The organism is Lachnospiraceae bacterium KGMB03038, from assembly GCA_007361935.1.
GTDB lineage: Bacteria > Bacillota > Clostridia > Lachnospirales > Lachnospiraceae > Massilistercora.
The window spans coordinates 2,833,679-2,849,498 of sequence record CP041667.1 but is presented as its reverse complement, the minus strand read 5'-3'; the positions used below and the strand labels follow the sequence as shown (position 1 = coordinate 2,849,498).

The 15,820-nt window shown below is 46.3% G+C and carries 18 protein-coding genes and 5 pseudogenes; 20 read left to right on the top strand and 3 right to left on the bottom strand.

The features are described from left to right. Positions 1-28: 28 nt before the first annotated feature. The 12 genes and pseudogenes from FND36_14055 to aph(3')-IIIa all read left to right on the top strand — a co-directional run bounded on the left by FND36_14055 (position 29) and on the right by aph(3')-IIIa (position 10,272). Positions 29-511 (top strand): PcfB family protein, encoded by a 483-nt coding sequence (locus tag FND36_14055; protein ID QDW75065.1) that lies wholly within the window; start codon positions 29-31, stop codon positions 509-511. Next, on the top strand, positions 508-1,311 hold the full coding sequence (locus FND36_14050; protein QDW75064.1) for a type IV secretory system conjugative DNA transfer family protein: 804 nt from the start codon (positions 508-510) through the stop codon (positions 1,309-1,311). Before FND36_14055 ends, FND36_14050 begins: the two co-directional genes overlap by 4 nt. Positions 1,312-1,575: 264 nt before the next feature. Continuing rightward, positions 1,576-1,784: pseudogene (locus tag FND36_14045) on the top strand (hypothetical protein). A 151-nt stretch (positions 1,785-1,935) separates the two neighbouring features. Beyond that, the gene (gene ltrA / locus FND36_14040; GenBank protein QDW75063.1) at positions 1,936-3,843 is read left to right on the top strand and encodes a group II intron reverse transcriptase/maturase; all 1,908 of its coding nucleotides are present in this window, start codon (positions 1,936-1,938) and stop codon (positions 3,841-3,843) included. Positions 3,844-3,978: 135 nt separating this feature from the next. Continuing rightward, a pseudogene (locus tag FND36_14035) lies at positions 3,979-5,037 on the top strand (type IV secretory system conjugative DNA transfer family protein). A gap of 588 nt (positions 5,038-5,625) precedes the next feature. Further along, positions 5,626-5,784, top strand: a complete 159-nt coding sequence (locus FND36_14030; GenBank protein QDW75062.1) for a hypothetical protein — start codon at positions 5,626-5,628, stop codon at positions 5,782-5,784. Between the two features lie 136 nt (positions 5,785-5,920). Further along, the gene (locus FND36_14025) at positions 5,921-6,145 is read left to right on the top strand and encodes a Cro/Cl family transcriptional regulator (GenBank protein QDW75061.1); all 225 of its coding nucleotides are present in this window, start codon (positions 5,921-5,923) and stop codon (positions 6,143-6,145) included. Between the two features lie 175 nt (positions 6,146-6,320). Next, positions 6,321-7,190, top strand: coding sequence for a nucleotidyltransferase domain-containing protein (locus FND36_14020; protein ID QDW75060.1), 870 nt, complete (start codon positions 6,321-6,323; stop codon positions 7,188-7,190). Next, complete coding sequence (locus FND36_14015; protein QDW75059.1) at positions 7,171-7,905, top strand: class I SAM-dependent methyltransferase; 735 nt, start codon at positions 7,171-7,173, stop codon at positions 7,903-7,905. Before FND36_14020 ends, FND36_14015 begins: the two co-directional genes overlap by 20 nt. Positions 7,906-7,937: 32 nt before the next feature. After that, positions 7,938-8,846 (top strand): aminoglycoside 6-adenylyltransferase, encoded by a 909-nt coding sequence (gene ant(6) / locus FND36_14010; GenBank protein ID QDW75058.1) that lies wholly within the window; start codon positions 7,938-7,940, stop codon positions 8,844-8,846. Next, positions 8,843-9,385 carry a streptothricin N-acetyltransferase Sat4 gene (gene sat4 / locus FND36_14005; GenBank protein QDW75057.1) on the top strand — a complete coding sequence of 181 codons (543 nt, stop codon included), beginning with the start codon at positions 8,843-8,845 and terminating at the stop codon, positions 9,383-9,385. The genes ant(6) and sat4 overlap by 4 nt, the downstream gene beginning before the upstream one ends. Positions 9,386-9,477: 92 nt before the next feature. Then, positions 9,478-10,272 carry an aminoglycoside O-phosphotransferase APH(3')-IIIa gene (gene aph(3')-IIIa / locus FND36_14000; protein QDW75056.1) on the top strand — a complete coding sequence of 265 codons (795 nt, stop codon included), beginning with the start codon at positions 9,478-9,480 and terminating at the stop codon, positions 10,270-10,272. A gap of 107 nt (positions 10,273-10,379) precedes the next feature. Here the strand turns inward: aph(3')-IIIa and FND36_13995 are convergent. Next, a pseudogene (locus FND36_13995) lies at positions 10,380-10,568 on the bottom strand (hypothetical protein). On the opposite strand from FND36_13995, the pseudogene FND36_13990 reads away from it, so the two are divergent. Continuing rightward, a pseudogene (locus tag FND36_13990) lies at positions 10,548-10,862 on the top strand (HTH domain-containing protein). The pseudogenes FND36_13995 and FND36_13990 sit on opposite strands and share 21 nt — an antisense overlap. Before the next feature lies 1 nt (position 10,863). On the opposite strand, the pseudogene FND36_13985 reads toward FND36_13990, so the two are convergent. After that, a pseudogene (locus tag FND36_13985) lies at positions 10,864-11,139 on the bottom strand (helix-turn-helix transcriptional regulator). Here FND36_13985 and FND36_13980 point away from each other — a divergent pair. Further along, on the top strand, positions 11,126-11,320 hold the full coding sequence (locus tag FND36_13980; GenBank protein QDW75055.1) for a hypothetical protein: 195 nt from the start codon (positions 11,126-11,128) through the stop codon (positions 11,318-11,320). The pseudogene FND36_13985 and the gene FND36_13980 sit on opposite strands and share 14 nt — an antisense overlap. Positions 11,321-11,612: 292 nt before the next feature. On the opposite strand, the gene FND36_13975 is transcribed toward FND36_13980, so the two are convergent. Then, on the bottom strand, positions 11,613-11,816 hold the full coding sequence (locus tag FND36_13975; GenBank protein QDW75641.1) for a hypothetical protein: 204 nt from the start codon (positions 11,814-11,816) through the stop codon (positions 11,613-11,615). A 48-nt stretch (positions 11,817-11,864) separates the two neighbouring features. Between FND36_13975 and FND36_13970 the strand changes: the two genes are divergently transcribed. The 6 genes from FND36_13970 to FND36_13945 all read left to right on the top strand — a co-directional run bounded on the left by FND36_13970 (position 11,865) and on the right by FND36_13945 (position 15,817). Further along, positions 11,865-12,203 carry a DeoR family transcriptional regulator gene (locus tag FND36_13970; protein ID QDW75054.1) on the top strand — a complete coding sequence of 113 codons (339 nt, stop codon included), beginning with the start codon at positions 11,865-11,867 and terminating at the stop codon, positions 12,201-12,203. Beyond that, positions 12,200-12,499 (top strand): DUF3847 domain-containing protein, encoded by a 300-nt coding sequence (locus tag FND36_13965; GenBank protein ID QDW75053.1) that lies wholly within the window; start codon positions 12,200-12,202, stop codon positions 12,497-12,499. The genes FND36_13970 and FND36_13965 overlap by 4 nt, the downstream gene beginning before the upstream one ends. Further along, on the top strand, positions 12,496-12,816 hold the full coding sequence (locus FND36_13960) for a chemotaxis protein (protein ID QDW75052.1): 321 nt from the start codon (positions 12,496-12,498) through the stop codon (positions 12,814-12,816). Before FND36_13965 ends, FND36_13960 begins: the two co-directional genes overlap by 4 nt. A gap of 336 nt (positions 12,817-13,152) precedes the next feature. Continuing rightward, the gene (locus tag FND36_13955; protein ID QDW75051.1) at positions 13,153-13,374 is read left to right on the top strand and encodes a hypothetical protein; all 222 of its coding nucleotides are present in this window, start codon (positions 13,153-13,155) and stop codon (positions 13,372-13,374) included. 135 nt (positions 13,375-13,509) lie between these two features. Continuing rightward, a complete protein-coding gene (locus FND36_13950; protein QDW75050.1) occupies positions 13,510-15,099 on the top strand; it encodes a conjugal transfer protein in 1,590 nt (529 codons plus the stop codon). A gap of 31 nt (positions 15,100-15,130) precedes the next feature. After that, positions 15,131-15,817 carry a DNA primase gene (locus tag FND36_13945; GenBank protein QDW75049.1) on the top strand — a complete coding sequence of 229 codons (687 nt, stop codon included), beginning with the start codon at positions 15,131-15,133 and terminating at the stop codon, positions 15,815-15,817. Positions 15,818-15,820 lie beyond the last annotated feature (3 nt).

The following is a 15,820-nucleotide window of genomic DNA, read 5'->3' as shown; positions in this document are numbered from 1 at the left end:
ACCATAGAACACGAAAGGAGGACACCCATTGCAGGAGGAAACCAACGAAAAGACCATAGCCCTTTACATCAAGACCGGAAAGCTGACCGCGCAGCAGCTCCAAAAGGCTATGAAAGCCCTGCTTGCACAGATGAAAAAGCAGCATGACAAACAGAAAATCCCGCATGGCAAGCAGACCCTAAAGCAGCTTATGAAGCAGAACGCGGGCGTTTCCAACATTGAAATCACAAAGGACAATATCAAAGCCTTTGAGAGTACGGCGAAAAAATACGGGATTGACTTTGCCTTAAAGAAAGACAGCACCGAAACCCCGCCCCGCTATCTTGTGTTTTTTAAGGGACGGGACGCGGACGCACTGACCGCAGCTTTCAAGGAGTTTTCCGCAAAGAAGCTGACGCAGGAACAAAAGCCCTCTATCCGCAAGCTGATTGTTTCCCTCAAAGAAAAGGCGGCGGCTCTGAACGCACAGAGGGAAAAAGTGAAGAAAAAGGACAGGGAGGTATCGCTATGAAGCCGGAACTTAAAAAGCTGCTTATCCTAAATGCCCCCTATCTGCTCTTTGTCTATCTCTTTGACAAAATCGGACAGGCGGTGCGGCTCTCTCCGGGGGCTGACCTGTCCGGCAAGGTGCTTTCCCTTGCAGACGGCTTTTCCGCTGCCTTTGCAAACCCGCTTCCGAGCCTTGCACCTATGGATTTGCTTATCGGTATTGTAGGGGCTGTCCTTATCCGGCTGATTGTCTATGTAAAAGGCAAGAATGCGAAGAAATACCGGAAAGGTATCGAATACGGCTCTGCCCGTTGGGGCAACGCCGAAGATATAAAGCCCTACACCGACCCGGTATTTCAAAATAACGTGCTGCTCACACAGACGGAACGGCTTACCATGAACAGCCGCCCAAAGCAGCCAAAGTATGCAAGGAATAAAAATATCCTTGTTATCGGGGGAAGCGGCAGCGGCAAGACGAGATTTTTCGTAAAGCCCAACCTTATGCAAATGCACTCAAGCTACGTTGTAACCGACCCGAAAGGAACGGTTTTAGTCGAGTGCGGGAAGCTCTTACAGCGGGGCGGGTATCGGATAAAGGTGCTGAACACGATAAACTTCAAAAAAAGCATGAAATACAATCCCTTTGCCTATCTCCGCAGCGAAAAAGACATTTTGAAACTGGTAAATACTTTGATTGCCAACACCAAAGGGGACGGGGAAAAAGCAGGGGAAGATTTTTGGATAAGTGCGACTCGTTCGCAGGCGGTAAAAAGTCTGCGCACGGGCAACGGTTTTCCGTTGTTCGGAGAACTGATAGTTTGATAGGTGGAATGACGGGGTAACGCCCTGAAACGCCTACCCTTGATGGGCGTGCATTAGCTGTAATGGCTTTTGTACGAAGCCCCATGACAAAGGCTGAGAGTAACCGTAACCACTGCCAAAAGTGGTCGAAAGCGGTCTGGCGGCAGACTGTGTTACCTATAGGCCGAGGGTCTATAAGATACCTATGGTTAGAATGTTCGCTTTGGCGGGCGGACTGACGAACCTGCGAATGTACAGGTCTAAAAGAAGACCACGCAGAAATGCGTGGGTGCGTTAAAGCGCAGTCGGTGTGGTTCAGTAGAAATTTGCCCTACGAACGACCATGCTGTGTTACAGGCACAGGCAAGCCGACAGGTCTATAGCAGGAACCTAAGGGTATGTATGTACAGATAGAACTATCGGAACGAGGAAAGGCAGCAGATTCCGCAAGGAATAATCTGACGAAGAACAATAAGCAGACGAACTGCTGCTGAAAAGCAGTGGTCGAACCTATGATGTGCTTGCGTTATGTGAGCTACGGAGGAATGGCCACAAGTCGGTTGAGATAAACAGGCATTATTCAATCCAACATAAGGATTCGAGTAAGACCAAAAGGGTCACTTTCGTAAAAGGAGGTGATGCCTTATGCCAAAGAAAAGCAAAAATCTATGTGTAGACGATTTACGGCACGCCGAGTATTACGGTATGCAGCCAGTTTTTGACGAACTCTATCGCCGAAGTCTGGACGGAGACAACTTTACCGACCTTATGGATATAATCCTAAGCCGGGATAACATTCTTCTGGCATATCGGAACATCAAAGCAAACGGAGGAAGCTACACAGCAGGAACAGACAACAGAAACATCAGTGACATCGGGTGTTTACCGCCCGAAACAGTTGTGGAGAAAGTGAGGTTTATTGTCACAGGAAGTCAGCACGGATACCGACCAAAACCGGTCAGGCGTAAAGACATTCCGAAGCCAAACGGCAAGACCCGCCCGTTGGGTATTCCTTGTATCTGGGACAGGCTGATACAGCAATGTATCAAGCAGGTCATGGAGCCTATCTGCGAAGCGAAATTCAGCGACAATAGCTACGGCTTTCGCCCGAACCGCTCCGTAGAACACGCCATGCAGAGAACCTATACCATGCTCCAGCGAATGAATCTGCATTATGTGATTGAGTTTGATATAAAGGGCTTTTTCGATAATGTAAATCACAGTAAGCTGGTGCGGCAGATATGGGCTTTGGGAATACACGACAAACAGTTGATTTTTATTATCAAGCGGATTCTGAAAGCACCGATTAGAATGCCAGACGGCACTACCCTCATTCCAGACAAAGGCACACCGCAAGGTGGTATCATTTCACCGCTACTTGCGAATATCGTGCTGAATGAACTGGATAACTGGGTAGAGAGCCAATGGCAGAACCACCCTCTTGTAAAGGAATACGGGTATGAGAGAAAAATCAGAAACTCGATTACTTTTGACCGGAGTAAGGCATTTCTCAAAATGAGGAAAACGGGACTGAAAGAAATGTACATCGTGAGATATGCAGATGATTTCAGAATCTTCTGTCGGAATAAAGAGGACGCTTTGAGAACAAAAGAAGCTGTAACAGCGTGGATAACTGAGAGGCTAAGGCTTGAAGTATCGCCAGAGAAAACAAGGATAGTCAATGTCAGAAAACGCTATTCAGAGTTTCTCGGATTCAAGATACGGGTCAGACCAAAAAGCGGTAGGTACGCTGTGCAATCTCATATCTGTGACAAAAAGTTGGAACTGGAAAGGCAAAAGCTGGTGGAACAAGCGAAGCGGATTGCCAGACCGTCCAAAGGAAAAAGACCTTTAGACGAGATAAGGCTGTTCAATTCAATGGTTCTGGGAATACAGAATTATTTCCAGCTCGCTACCTGTATCAGTATTGATTGCAGAAAAATCCACAGGCAGGTCATGACAGTTTTAACCAACCGGCTCAATACAGAAACCGGGTGCAAACTTGTTCGAGAAGGCGGTGCAATGACCGAGAGCGAAAAGGAGCGGTTCGGTAAGTCGGCAATGGTGCGGTATGTATCAGGAATCGACCAACCTATCTACCCTATCGCATATATCAAGAACAAGATACCGATGGCAAAGAAAACAGCGGTATGCAGTTATACGGCCGACGGACGGACATTGATACACACAAACCTAAGCCTGAACTCATTTGTTCTGGCGGGTTTGAGAAATCAACCGTCTATGGGTCGAAGCACAGAACTCACAGACAGCAGGATTTCATTATTCTCTGCTCAACGTGGAAAATGTGCGCTAAGTGGAGAACTCTTTGAAAATGCGGCTGACATTGTATGCTGGCTGAAAACTCCGGCAGAATTTGGCGGCAGGGAACGCTATCAAAACATGATTTTGTTCCACAGGAGATTCCTTCTGCTTCTGCAAAGACGCCCGATGAATGAGCTGAAAGCGATAGCTTATGCTCTCAAAACAACAAAGGAACTGATGTTAAAAGTGAACAGTCTGCGTGAGCGGGCTGGTTTGTCCGCAATAGAATAATAGTATTTCATTTGGAGATTGATTAAATGCTTGTGAAAACAATCGATGGAACGCCGGATGCGGTGAAAGTCGCACGTCCGGTGTGAAGTGGGGGAAAATCCGGCGATAACTTCAAAGGATTACCTATCACTATAATCGGAACGGCTCTTTTACTGCGCCCTTATCGGCTACATTTGGTACGAAGCCCCGGAGGAAGAAAAGAATTTTACGACGCTGCTTGAAATGATAAATGCCAGTGAAGCCCGCGAGGACGACCCGGAATTTCAGTCCCCCGTTGACCTTATGTTTGAACGGTTGGAGGAAAAAGACCCGGAACACTTTGCTGTCCGGCAGTATAAGAAATTCCTGTTATCTGCGGGAAAGACAAGAAGCTCTATCCTCATTTCCTGCGGGGCGCGGCTTGCCCCTTTTGACATTAAAGAGCTGCGCGACCTTATGGAAACCGACGAAATGGAACTTGATACCATAGGCGACCGTAAGACCGCCCTGTTTGTCATTATCAGCGACACCGACGACACTTTTAACTTTGTTGTGAGTATTCTTTACACGCAGCTTTTCAATCTTCTTTGCGACAAGGCAGATGATGAATACGGCGGCAGGCTGCCCGTCCATGTACGCTGTCTGTTAGACGAGTTTGCAAATATCGGGCAGATACCGAAGTTTGAAAAGCTCATAGCCACTATCCGAAGCCGGGAAATCTCTGCTTCAATCATTCTGCAAAGCCAGTCGCAGCTAAAGGCGATATACAAAGATAACGCCGATACCATAGCCGGCAACTGCGACACCACCCTTTTCTTGGGCGGCAAGGAGAAAACCACCCTCAAAGAAATGTCGGAAATCTTGGGGAAAGAAACCATTGACAGCTTCAACACTTCCGAGAACCGGGGGCGTGAGGTATCACATGGGCTGAACTATCAGAAGTTAGGCAAGCAGCTTATGACCGAAGATGAAATTGCAGTCATGGACGGCGGGAAATGTATCTTACAACTACGAGGGGTACGCCCGTTCTTCTCTGATAAGTATGACATTACAAAGCACCCCAACTATAAATATCTTTCCGACTATGACAAGAAAAATACCTTTGATATGGAAAAGCATTTAAGGCGCAGACCCGCCCTTGTAAAGCCGGACGAACCCTTTGACTATTACGAAATCAGCGAAGCAGATTTGCAGGAGGACACCGACCATGAATAGACGTATGCAGAAGAAAAAAGATAAGAAAATCACAGAAGCCATAAACGGGCTTGTTTTCATTGCCGAGCGACGGGAACAGCAACGGCAGGCAGCTATCCAGCAGTTTGTGAAACGGTGTGAAGCCCTGTATGAGCAGAAACGGGTGCGGCGGGAACTTTGATTTTACGGGAGGTTATACTATGAGCAGACAGAAAACAAAAACTGATGATATACGTCGTGAACATTATTTTACAAAGATGATAGAAAATGCAGAAAACGCTCTGCGGGAGTATTTGCAGGAACGCGGAGGGGAACAGACCCTTTACGTTACCGAGTATATGCAGCGTAGGAGCTATCTTTTGGAATGACGAAAAATGTGTGTTCCCGGCTGAAAAGAAAGGAGGAATTGACGCAGTAACAAAGAAAAAGACAACTTGCATGATACGCGCCCCTACAAAAATTCCTATCGCCCACACTGACAACTGAATACCGCCGCGCGGCAGAACTTTAGGCAGCGCGGGGACTTATGACCGCGGCAGTTTGAAAACTGACCGCCGTTTTTTATGCCCTTTTATAGGGCAAGCCGCATTTGCGGCAGAAAGGAGCTTTATGGAATTTTTTAACTCTGCTATCGACGTATTACAGACCCTTGTTATCGCACTGGGCGCAGGCTTAGGCATTTGGGGCGTTATCAATCTCTTGGAGGGATATGGAAACGACAATCCGGGTGCAAAATCACAAGGCATTAAGCAGCTCATGGCTAAGTAGATGTAATCAAGAGAAGAAAGGAAAAGCACAATCCAGACGGAACCGGCGGTTGTATCAAGAAATGTTTGTGGAATAGCAAGAACTTTGATATAATAGGAGCAGGAACCCCGGAACCGGGAGAAAGGCAGGAGGATAAATGCACATAAGCTATAAACCCCTCTGGCATACGCTGGTTGAGCGCAATATGAGAAAAGAGGACTTGCGGATTGCCGCCGGTCTTACCACAAATATGATTGCTAATATGGGAAAAGGGAAAAATATCAGCATGGAAACGCTGGTTCGTATCTGCGAATCCTTGAATTGTGGCATTCTGGATGTGATTGAATTAGAAAATGATGAAATCGAAAAACCCCAAAAATAAAACAATGTGCTGAAATGGAGAAAAATAAAAGTGAAGAAAAAAATCAGAATCATTCTTATAATGTGCTTATTAGCTATCTTTTGTGAAATTAAAAAAATTATAAATATGTTGAGTAGAAGCAAAAGATTTGGCTTGGAATTTTTACAGCAGTGAATCGATAAAAGGAGCATGCTTGATGGTAGATAATATTATTAAATCAGTAGCAGAGAAATTATCCTCTCTGTCTTATATAGAAGGTATTGTTTTAGGTGGTTCACGTGCAAGGGGCACCCATACAGAGGATTCGGATATAGATATCGGCATCTATTACAATTCAGAATCATTTGACATAAATACTATTAATCAATTCGCTACAAAGCTGGATGATGAGCATAGAAATAACCTTGTTGTACCTCCCGGAGCATGGGGTGATTGGATTAATGGCGGCGGATGGTTAGTCATAAACGGGTATCATGTGGATTTAATTTTACGTGATATTAAACGTGTGGAACAAATAATGAAAGATACAGAGCACGGAATTGTTACTGCCAATTATCAGACTGGGCATCCCCATGGTTATATTAGTGCAATGTATCGAGGAGAATTAGCGATTAGCAAAATACTATATGCTAAGAATGAAAGCTTATGCGAATTAAAAAAACAGGCAGAAACTTATCCCAATGCTTTGCAGAAAAGTTTAGTTAACTTTTTTATGTTTGAAGCAGGGTTCTCTTTAATGTTTGTAAAAGCAAATTCGGGAACAGACGATAAATATTATATTGCGGGTCATGTTTTTCGTATAGTTTCATGTTTAAATCAAGTGTTATTTGCATGTAATAATGCTTATTGTATCAACGAAAAGAAAGCTATAAAACTGCTTGAAACTTTTGAACATAAACCTGAAAAATATACCGAGAAGGTAAATCATATTTTTGAAGTACTCGGTATCTCACTTTTTGAATGCTACGACATGACCGAGAAGCTTTATAATGAAGTGAATGAAATTGTATCGGAGATAAATAACTTTTTAAACGAGGAGAGTTCAGATGAAAGAAAACAAATATGATGATAATATATTTTTTCAAAAATACAGTCAAATGAGTCGCTCGCAGAAAGGACTGGCTGGTGCGGGAGAATGGGAGACTTTGAAAAAGATGCTACCTGATTTTAAGGGTAAGCGTGTGCTTGATTTAGGATGCGGCTATGGATGGCACTGTATATATGCGATGGAAAACGGTGCTTCCTCTGTAGTAGGTGTTGATATTTCTCATAAAATGCTCGAAGTAGCAAAAGGAAAAACCCATTTTCCACAGATTGAATATGAATGCTGTGCCATAGAAGATGTGGATTTCCCAGAGGAGAGCTTTGATGTAATACTAAGTTCGCTTGCGTTTCATTATGTAGCAGACTATGAGAATTTAATAAAAAAGATATATAGGATGCTGAAGGCTGGTGGCAATTTAGTTTTTACAGTTGAACATCCTGTTTTTACTGCTCATGGAACACAAGACTGGTATTATAACGAAAAAGGAGAAATACTGCATTTCCCGGTGGACAATTATTATTATGAGGGCAAACGGACAGCTATGTTTTTGGAAGAAAAGGTTACAAAATATCATAGAACACTGACCACATATCTAAATACACTGCTTTCAAATAGTTTTATAATAAATCAGATTGTGGAGCCACAGCCGCCAGAGAACATGATGGATATTCCGGGGATGGCGGATGAAATGCGACGCCCAATGATGCTGATTGTATCGGCAAAAAAGAAGATGTAATAATATAGAAAAAATAAACGAGGAGTATGTAAATGAGATCAGAAAAAGAAATGATGGATTTAGTACTTTCTTTAGCAGAACAGGATGAACGTATTCGAATTGTGACCCTTGAGGGGTCACGCGCAAATATTAATATACCTAAGGACGAATTCCAGGATTATGATGTCACATACTTCGTAACAGATGTGGAATCCTTTACTTTAAAGGATGAATGGCTTAAAAGCTTCGGGAATATTATAATGATGCAAAAACCGGAGGATATGGAACTATTCCCGGCTGAAGAGAAAGGCTACTCCTATATAATACTTTTTGATGATTATAATAAAATAGACCTTACCTTATTGCCCCTGGAAGAGTTGGGAAACTACCTGAATGACGATAAATTGATAAAGATTATTCTGGATAAGGATGGAAGGATTCAGCAAGCTGTAGTTCCGACCGACATGGATTATCATATAAGAAAACCCAGTGCCCGGGAATACGATGACTGCTGCAATGAATTCTGGAACACCACTACCTATGTGGTTAAGGGACTGTGCCGTAAGGAAATTTTATTTGCTATTGATCATTTTAATCAGATTGTTCGCCATGAGCTGCTGAGAATGATATCATGGAAGGTCGGCATCGAAACAGGCTTTAAATTAAGTGTAGGCAAGAACTATAAGTTTATTGAAAGGTATATATCCGAGGATTTGTGGGAGAAACTTTTGTCCACCTACCGGATGGATTCCTATGAAAACATATGGGAAGCATTATTTCTATGCCATCAATTGTTCAGGGCGGTATCCGGTGAGGTGGCGGAAAGGCTTCATTATGCCTATCCGGAGTATGATAGGAATATAACAAAATATACCAGGGACATGTATAAAAAATACACTGGTAAAACCGGCTGCCTGGATAGCACATATGCCGCTGATATAGAAGAGAGGTGGGAACAGTGATTACAGAAATGAAAGCAGGGCACCTGAAAGATATCGATAAACCCAGCGAACCATTTGAGGTGATAGGTAAGATTATACCGAGGTATGAAAACGAGAATTGGACCTTTACAGAATTACTCTATGAAGCGCCATATTTAAAAAGCTACCAAGACGAAGAGGATGAAGAGGATGAGGAGGCAGATTGCCTTGAATATATTGACAATACTGATAAGATAATATATCTTTACTACCAAGACGATAAATGCGTCGGAAAAGTTAAACTGCGAAAAAATTGGAACCGGTACGCTTATATAGAAGATATCGCCGTATGTAAGGATTTCAGGGGGCAAGGCATAGGCAGCGCGCTTATCAATATATCTATAGAATGGGCAAAGCATAAAAACTTGCATGGACTAATGCTTGAAACCCAGGACAATAACCTTATAGCTTGTAAATTCTATCATAATTGTGGTTTCAAAATCGGCTCCGTCGATACTATGTTATACGCCAACTTTGAAAACAACTTTGAAAAAGCTGTTTTCTGGTATTTAAGGTTTTAGAATGCAAGGAACAGTGAATTGGAGTTCGTCTTGTTATAATTAGCTTCTTGGGGTATCTTTAAATACTGTAGAAAAGAGGAAGGAAATAATAAATGGCTAAAATGAGAATATCACCGGAATTGAAAAAACTGATCGAAAAATACCGCTGCGTAAAAGATACGGAAGGAATGTCTCCTGCTAAGGTATATAAGCTGGTGGGAGAAAATGAAAACCTATATTTAAAAATGACGGACAGCCGGTATAAAGGGACCACCTATGATGTGGAACGGGAAAAGGACATGATGCTATGGCTGGAAGGAAAGCTGCCTGTTCCAAAGGTCCTGCACTTTGAACGGCATGATGGCTGGAGCAATCTGCTCATGAGTGAGGCCGATGGCGTCCTTTGCTCGGAAGAGTATGAAGATGAACAAAGCCCTGAAAAGATTATCGAGCTGTATGCGGAGTGCATCAGGCTCTTTCACTCCATCGACATATCGGATTGTCCCTATACGAATAGCTTAGACAGCCGCTTAGCCGAATTGGATTACTTACTGAATAACGATCTGGCCGATGTGGATTGCGAAAACTGGGAAGAAGACACTCCATTTAAAGATCCGCGCGAGCTGTATGATTTTTTAAAGACGGAAAAGCCCGAAGAGGAACTTGTCTTTTCCCACGGCGACCTGGGAGACAGCAACATCTTTGTGAAAGATGGCAAAGTAAGTGGCTTTATTGATCTTGGGAGAAGCGGCAGGGCGGACAAGTGGTATGACATTGCCTTCTGCGTCCGGTCGATCAGGGAGGATATCGGGGAAGAACAGTATGTCGAGCTATTTTTTGACTTACTGGGGATCAAGCCTGATTGGGAGAAAATAAAATATTATATTTTACTGGATGAATTGTTTTAGTACCTAGATTTAGATGTCTAAAAAGCTTTAACTACAAGCTTTTTAGACATCTAATCTTTTCTGAAGTACATCCGCAACTGTCCATACTCTGATGTTTTATATCTTTTCTAAAAGTTCGCTAGATAGAGTTCTATATTAGAGATGTAAAGAGTTTTGGTGAAGAGGTTTGTGAGTATGGCTTTTATAACCAGGGTGCAATGAGAAGCACTAACAGCAGCTAGCTTAAGAACGCATAGGATATACTTTTTATGGAAGTCACAGAGGAGGAATAAAATTTGAACAGGATTAACAGAGTAACCTCTATTCTTATTCAGCTGCAATCAAAAAAAATAATTCCTGCCAAAGAAATTGCACAGCGATTTAATATAAGCTTAAGGACAGTTTACAGAGATATCCGGACACTTGAAGAAGCCGGAATACCAATTGGATCTGAGGCCGGAAAAGGATATTTTCTTGTAGAGGGCTTCCTACTTCCGCCGGTAATGTTTACAGCGGCGGAAGTGGGTGCATTGATTACAGCAGGGAAATTTTTAAATTGCCATGGAGATGAATCATTTATAAAGGATTTTGATTCAGCTATGTATAAAATCACACGACTTCATCACTCAAATGTAATTCTTCTATCGGCGTGTTTTCATATTTCCGATTGTTGGTAAGGCCGAGCAGATAGTCAACGGACACCTGATAGAAGTCTGCCAGCTTCAACAGGCTGCCGTGATTGATTTCCTTGTATTCATCGTTGTCGTTTTCATAGCTGCCGAGGGCTGATTTTGAAATGCCGGTTTTCTGCGCCAATTCTTCCAGATTTAAGCCCTGTTCCACCCGTAAATCTTTCAGGCGTTCCTGTACGGAAATGCGGGTTTTCATAGATACATCGCTCCTTCCTGCGGCTGGCTGCCGCCGTCAATTTCATTATACCATACCCGTTCCGCAATCGTGGAAATTTTCGATTTTGGGGCGGTTTTCCTACTTTGTGGATATACGGGAGAAGGCTCAAAAATGTGCCATAATGGGCTTAGTTCATCGATGGATTATTCCAATCGAATGACCGGCCTGTATGGGATATGCTCCCCGGCGATGTAGCGCAACGACTTGCGGCAGGGAAATGGAGGAACCATGACCGCAACGAGCGTACCAAAGGGAGCGAAACGCCGTTGTGAGAGCCAGGGGCAGGAACGACATCAGGGAGAACCGGCGAAAATGAACACCGAATTGATACCGAAACACAACAATCCGATAGGGCATAGTCTACCCTATCCATAATACTACGGGGGATTTCCGGGCGGCTCTATGGCCGCTTTTTCCTTGAAAATCGCCCCGAAACACGACACTAAAATCTGCTATCCGTCTATTGCGGCTGTTACGGCTGAAATGGGCGGATTTTTGTTTAAGGAGGCACCATGCCGAGAATGCCGAAAAAGAGGAAGCTGGAACTGTCTTTCTTCCTCAATGAACGGGGGCGGGTAACGTACAACGACCTTTGCCGGAAATGCCAGCGCACTTGCAAGCAGAGTTTCCGGGCGGTCATTGTGGACTGCCCCTATTATCTTTCCAAACGCTCAAAACGAAAAGTAAAGGAGGACACCGATTGAATGGAAGTTGAATTTATGACCGCAGACACCGCCCTACCGCCCTGTATGCCGCTGCCGAGAGCCATGCTGCGGCTCCCGATCAGCAGCACCGCAAAGGTCATGTACGCCCGGATGTTGGATATTGTTTTCTTGTCAGGTATAGAGGACGCCAACGGGATTTTGTTTATCCATTTCCCTATCGTGGAACTGGCGGCGGCACTTGCCCGCAGCACCATGACCGTGAAGCGTTCCCTGAATGAATTGGAGGACGCCGGACTGATACTGCGAGTGCGTCAGGGCTTCGGGGAACCCAACAAAATATATGTACTCATTCCGAAGAAGGAGGCCAGCCGCCGATGAATGAAAAGCTGGAAAAACTCAATCAGGAGATAGAGAAAACGGAAAAGAAGCTGCGCTGGGCGCAACAGGAGGAAAAGCGTCTGACCCATCAGGCTAAGGCGCTGACCCGGAAGGAACGGACGCACCGGCTTTGCACCAGAGCCGCCATGCTGGAAAGCTACCTTCCCCACCCGGAAGCCATCACGGATGAACAGGTCAGTTTGTTCTTGAAGCTGCTGTTCCGGAAGGACAGCACCCGGCAGCTTATGGAAAAAGTGTTCGCCGGAAACGGCACAGAGAAGGAGGGCGCAGAATGAAGATGGATTTTTCAAAAGACGAGTTGGCTATGGTCTATCAGTACGCCGCCGGTACGAAGGAAGAAACTCTTGCGGGGCTGAAAGAAATCGTGCCGGTTATCCGTGACCGGCAGACAAGGGAGATTGTGGAGAATACCATCCGAAAGCTGGACGCCATCCCGGAGCCGGAGTGCCGCCGCTTTATCGCTGATACGAAGCAGCGGTTTATCCAGAAGCGGGACAATTCCATCCGGCGCAGGCTTGCCGAAGCCAAGGCACAGGCGAGGGCGGAAAAGCCACATCCCAAGAGAAAACAGCCAGACCGGGAACGGTCATAATTGCTTCCAGAGCCGCAGCCCGTGGACTGCCCCTCTGAAAGAGGGCGCAACTATACACCACCTGAAGGTAGTGTGTTGCGCCCTGCCGGGGGCTTCCTGCGGAAAGCGGATGATTGCCCGCAGCGTTCCGGCTCCTGTCAATCATCACAGAGGAAGCTACACTTCCCCTGCGCTGGCTGACGCCAGCTACCCCTTTGTGTACTTGCCGCCCGGGAACACCTTGCACTGCAAGCTGTTCCCGTCCAGCAAGTTTTACAATAGGCCGCTATACTTTTCTGAAACGATGAGGTATAATGAAGTCAACGACAAATTGGAATTTGGAGGGGATATAGCAATATGAAAAACAATAGATACTTAACTGTTGGCTTATTAACAGGATTTATTGTTGGTGGTTGCATAGGTGTGTTGGCATGGGCGTTTTTGCAAAATCTTTTTGCCATTCCTATTTGTGCAAGTATCGGAATGTTGATTGGAATTGTTATAGGCACGGTGATTGATTATGAAAAAACATCAAAAGAAATAGATAAAATAGATGATTCCTTAAAGGGAAAATCCTAATTTATCGGGCCACCCTGATCCGAACTTTCAAAACTGAATACCAGCCACCCACCGGCGGCACCACCGAGCAGGAAATCTTGAAACAGGTTCCCTGCTCTTTTTATGCCCGGACACCGGGAGAAAGGAGGACGTGACTTGCCATGCCCGCACTTTGATGTGAAAATCATCCAGCGCAGCAAGCGCCAGTCAGCCGTTGCGTCTGCCGCCTACCAGAGCGGGGAACGGCTGTTTTCCGAATACGACCAGAAACAGAAATACTATTCCCATAAAAGCGAAATCGTCCACACCGAAATCATGCTGCCGCCCCATGCCCCGCCGGAATACGCAGACCGGAATACCTTGTGGAACGCCGCCGAAGCCATCGAGAAGCAATGGAACTCCCAGCTTGCCCGGAGGTTTGTGCTTGCCATTCCGAGGGAACTTCCCCGGTCACAGTACGCCGACCTTATCCGGGACTACTGCCGGGAGTTTTTTGTTTCCAAGGGCATGATTGCCGACTTTGCCATCCATGACAAGGGGGACGGAAATCCCCACGCCCACATCCTGCTTACCATGCGGGCAATGGACGAACAAGGCAAGTGGCTCCCAAAGAGCCGGAAGGTTTATGACCTTGACGAGAACGGCGAGCGTATCCGGCTTGCGTCCGGCAGATGGAAAAGCCACAAGGAGGACACCGTGGACTGGAACGACCAGAAGTACGCCGAGATATGGCGGCAGGGCTGGGCTGACACGGCGAACCGCTATCTGGAAGCCATCGGCAGCCCGGAGCGCCTTGACCTTCGTTCCTATGCCCGACAGGGGATTGATAAAATCCCCACCGTCCACATGGGGCCAGCGGTCAGCCAGTTGGAGAAGAAAGGCATACAGACCAACATCGGCAACCTGAACCGGGACATCAAAGCCGCCAATTCCCTCATGCAGTCTATCCGGCAGATGGTACGCAGCTTAAAGGGCTGGCTGTCCGGCCTGAAAGAGAAAAAGGCAGCGCTGCTGGAAGTGCTGGAACAGGCAAAGGAGCCGACCATCCCCGAACTGCTTTCCCGGTATCTGGATATGCGGAGCGAGGAACGCACCGGCTGGACTTCCAAGGGGAAGCTGAAAGGCACTGTTGGCGATTTCAACAAGGTCATGGAAGCCCTTGACTTCCTGCGGCAGAAAGAGATCTCCACCGTGGAGAGCCTTGACGCCTATCTGGATAAGGTCAGCGGGGAGATACTTTCTGCCAAAACCGACATCCGAAAATCGGAACGCCGGATAAAGGCCATCGACACCACCCTTTCCCATATCGCCAACCACGGAGCCTACAAAGAGGTTTACAAGAAATACGCTTCCATCGGCTGGAAAACCCGAAAGGAGAAGTTTGCCGCCGAACACCGGGAGGAACTGGACGCCTACCTTGCCGCAAAGCGTTTCTTCAAAGCCCATCAGGAGGAATTGCCCTTCGATGCGAAAGAGTTAAAGAAAGAACGGGCGCAGCTTTCCGAGGAACTGTCTAAAAAAAATGAGGGATTGCAGGCGGTTCAGGCGGATATGAAGCTGCTGCGGGATGTGCGCTACTGGATAAACCATGTGCTGCCGCCCGACCAGCGCCGTGTTGTGCCGGAGCCGGGAAAGAAGCCGTCCATCAACGAACAATTAAGCTGGAAGATTGAGGGCGCAAAACAGCGGGAAGAACAGAAACGCCAGCAGCCCCGCCGCCAGCAAAAACAGGATATGGAACTTTAACCAATCAGGCGCTTGCCTTTTCTTTGTGAGAATGGCAGGCGCTTTTTCTATTTTCAGGAGGATTTGCCTATTGAACGTATTTGAAGCCGTGAAGCAGTCTGTTTCCACCCGGCAGGCCGCCGAGCATTACGGTATCCGGGTAGGGAGAAACGGGATGTGCGTCTGCCCTTTCCATGACGATAAAAACCCCAGCATGAAGGTTGACCGGCGTTTCCATTGCTTCGGCTGTCAGGCAGACGGGGATGTGATTGACTTTGTTTCCCGTCTGGAAAACGTCAGCCCCAAAGAAGCCGCCCTCATGCTGGCGCAGGACTTCTCCATCCCCTATGAGGACAGGGAGCCGCCAAGCAGGAGCCGCCCGAAGCGGAAGCCACGTCAGGAAAGCCCGGAACATCAATTTAAGCGCATGGAGCGCCACTGTTTCCGGGTACTGTCCGACTATCACAATCTGCTGCGCTGCTGGAAGCGGGACTATGCCCCAAAGACGCCGGAGGAAGAATGGCACCCGCTTTTCGTGGAAGCCTTGCAGAAACAATCCCATGTGGAATATCTGCTGGATGTGCTGCTGTTCTCCGACATAGGGGAACGGGCTGCCCTGATTGCCAGCTACGGAAAGGAAGTGAGGAACCTTGAGCGGAGAATGGCAGACCTTGCCGCCAGAACTGCGGCAGGCCGTGACGGACACCATCGAAGCCGCACCCCCGCCCCGGAGCGTTGAGGA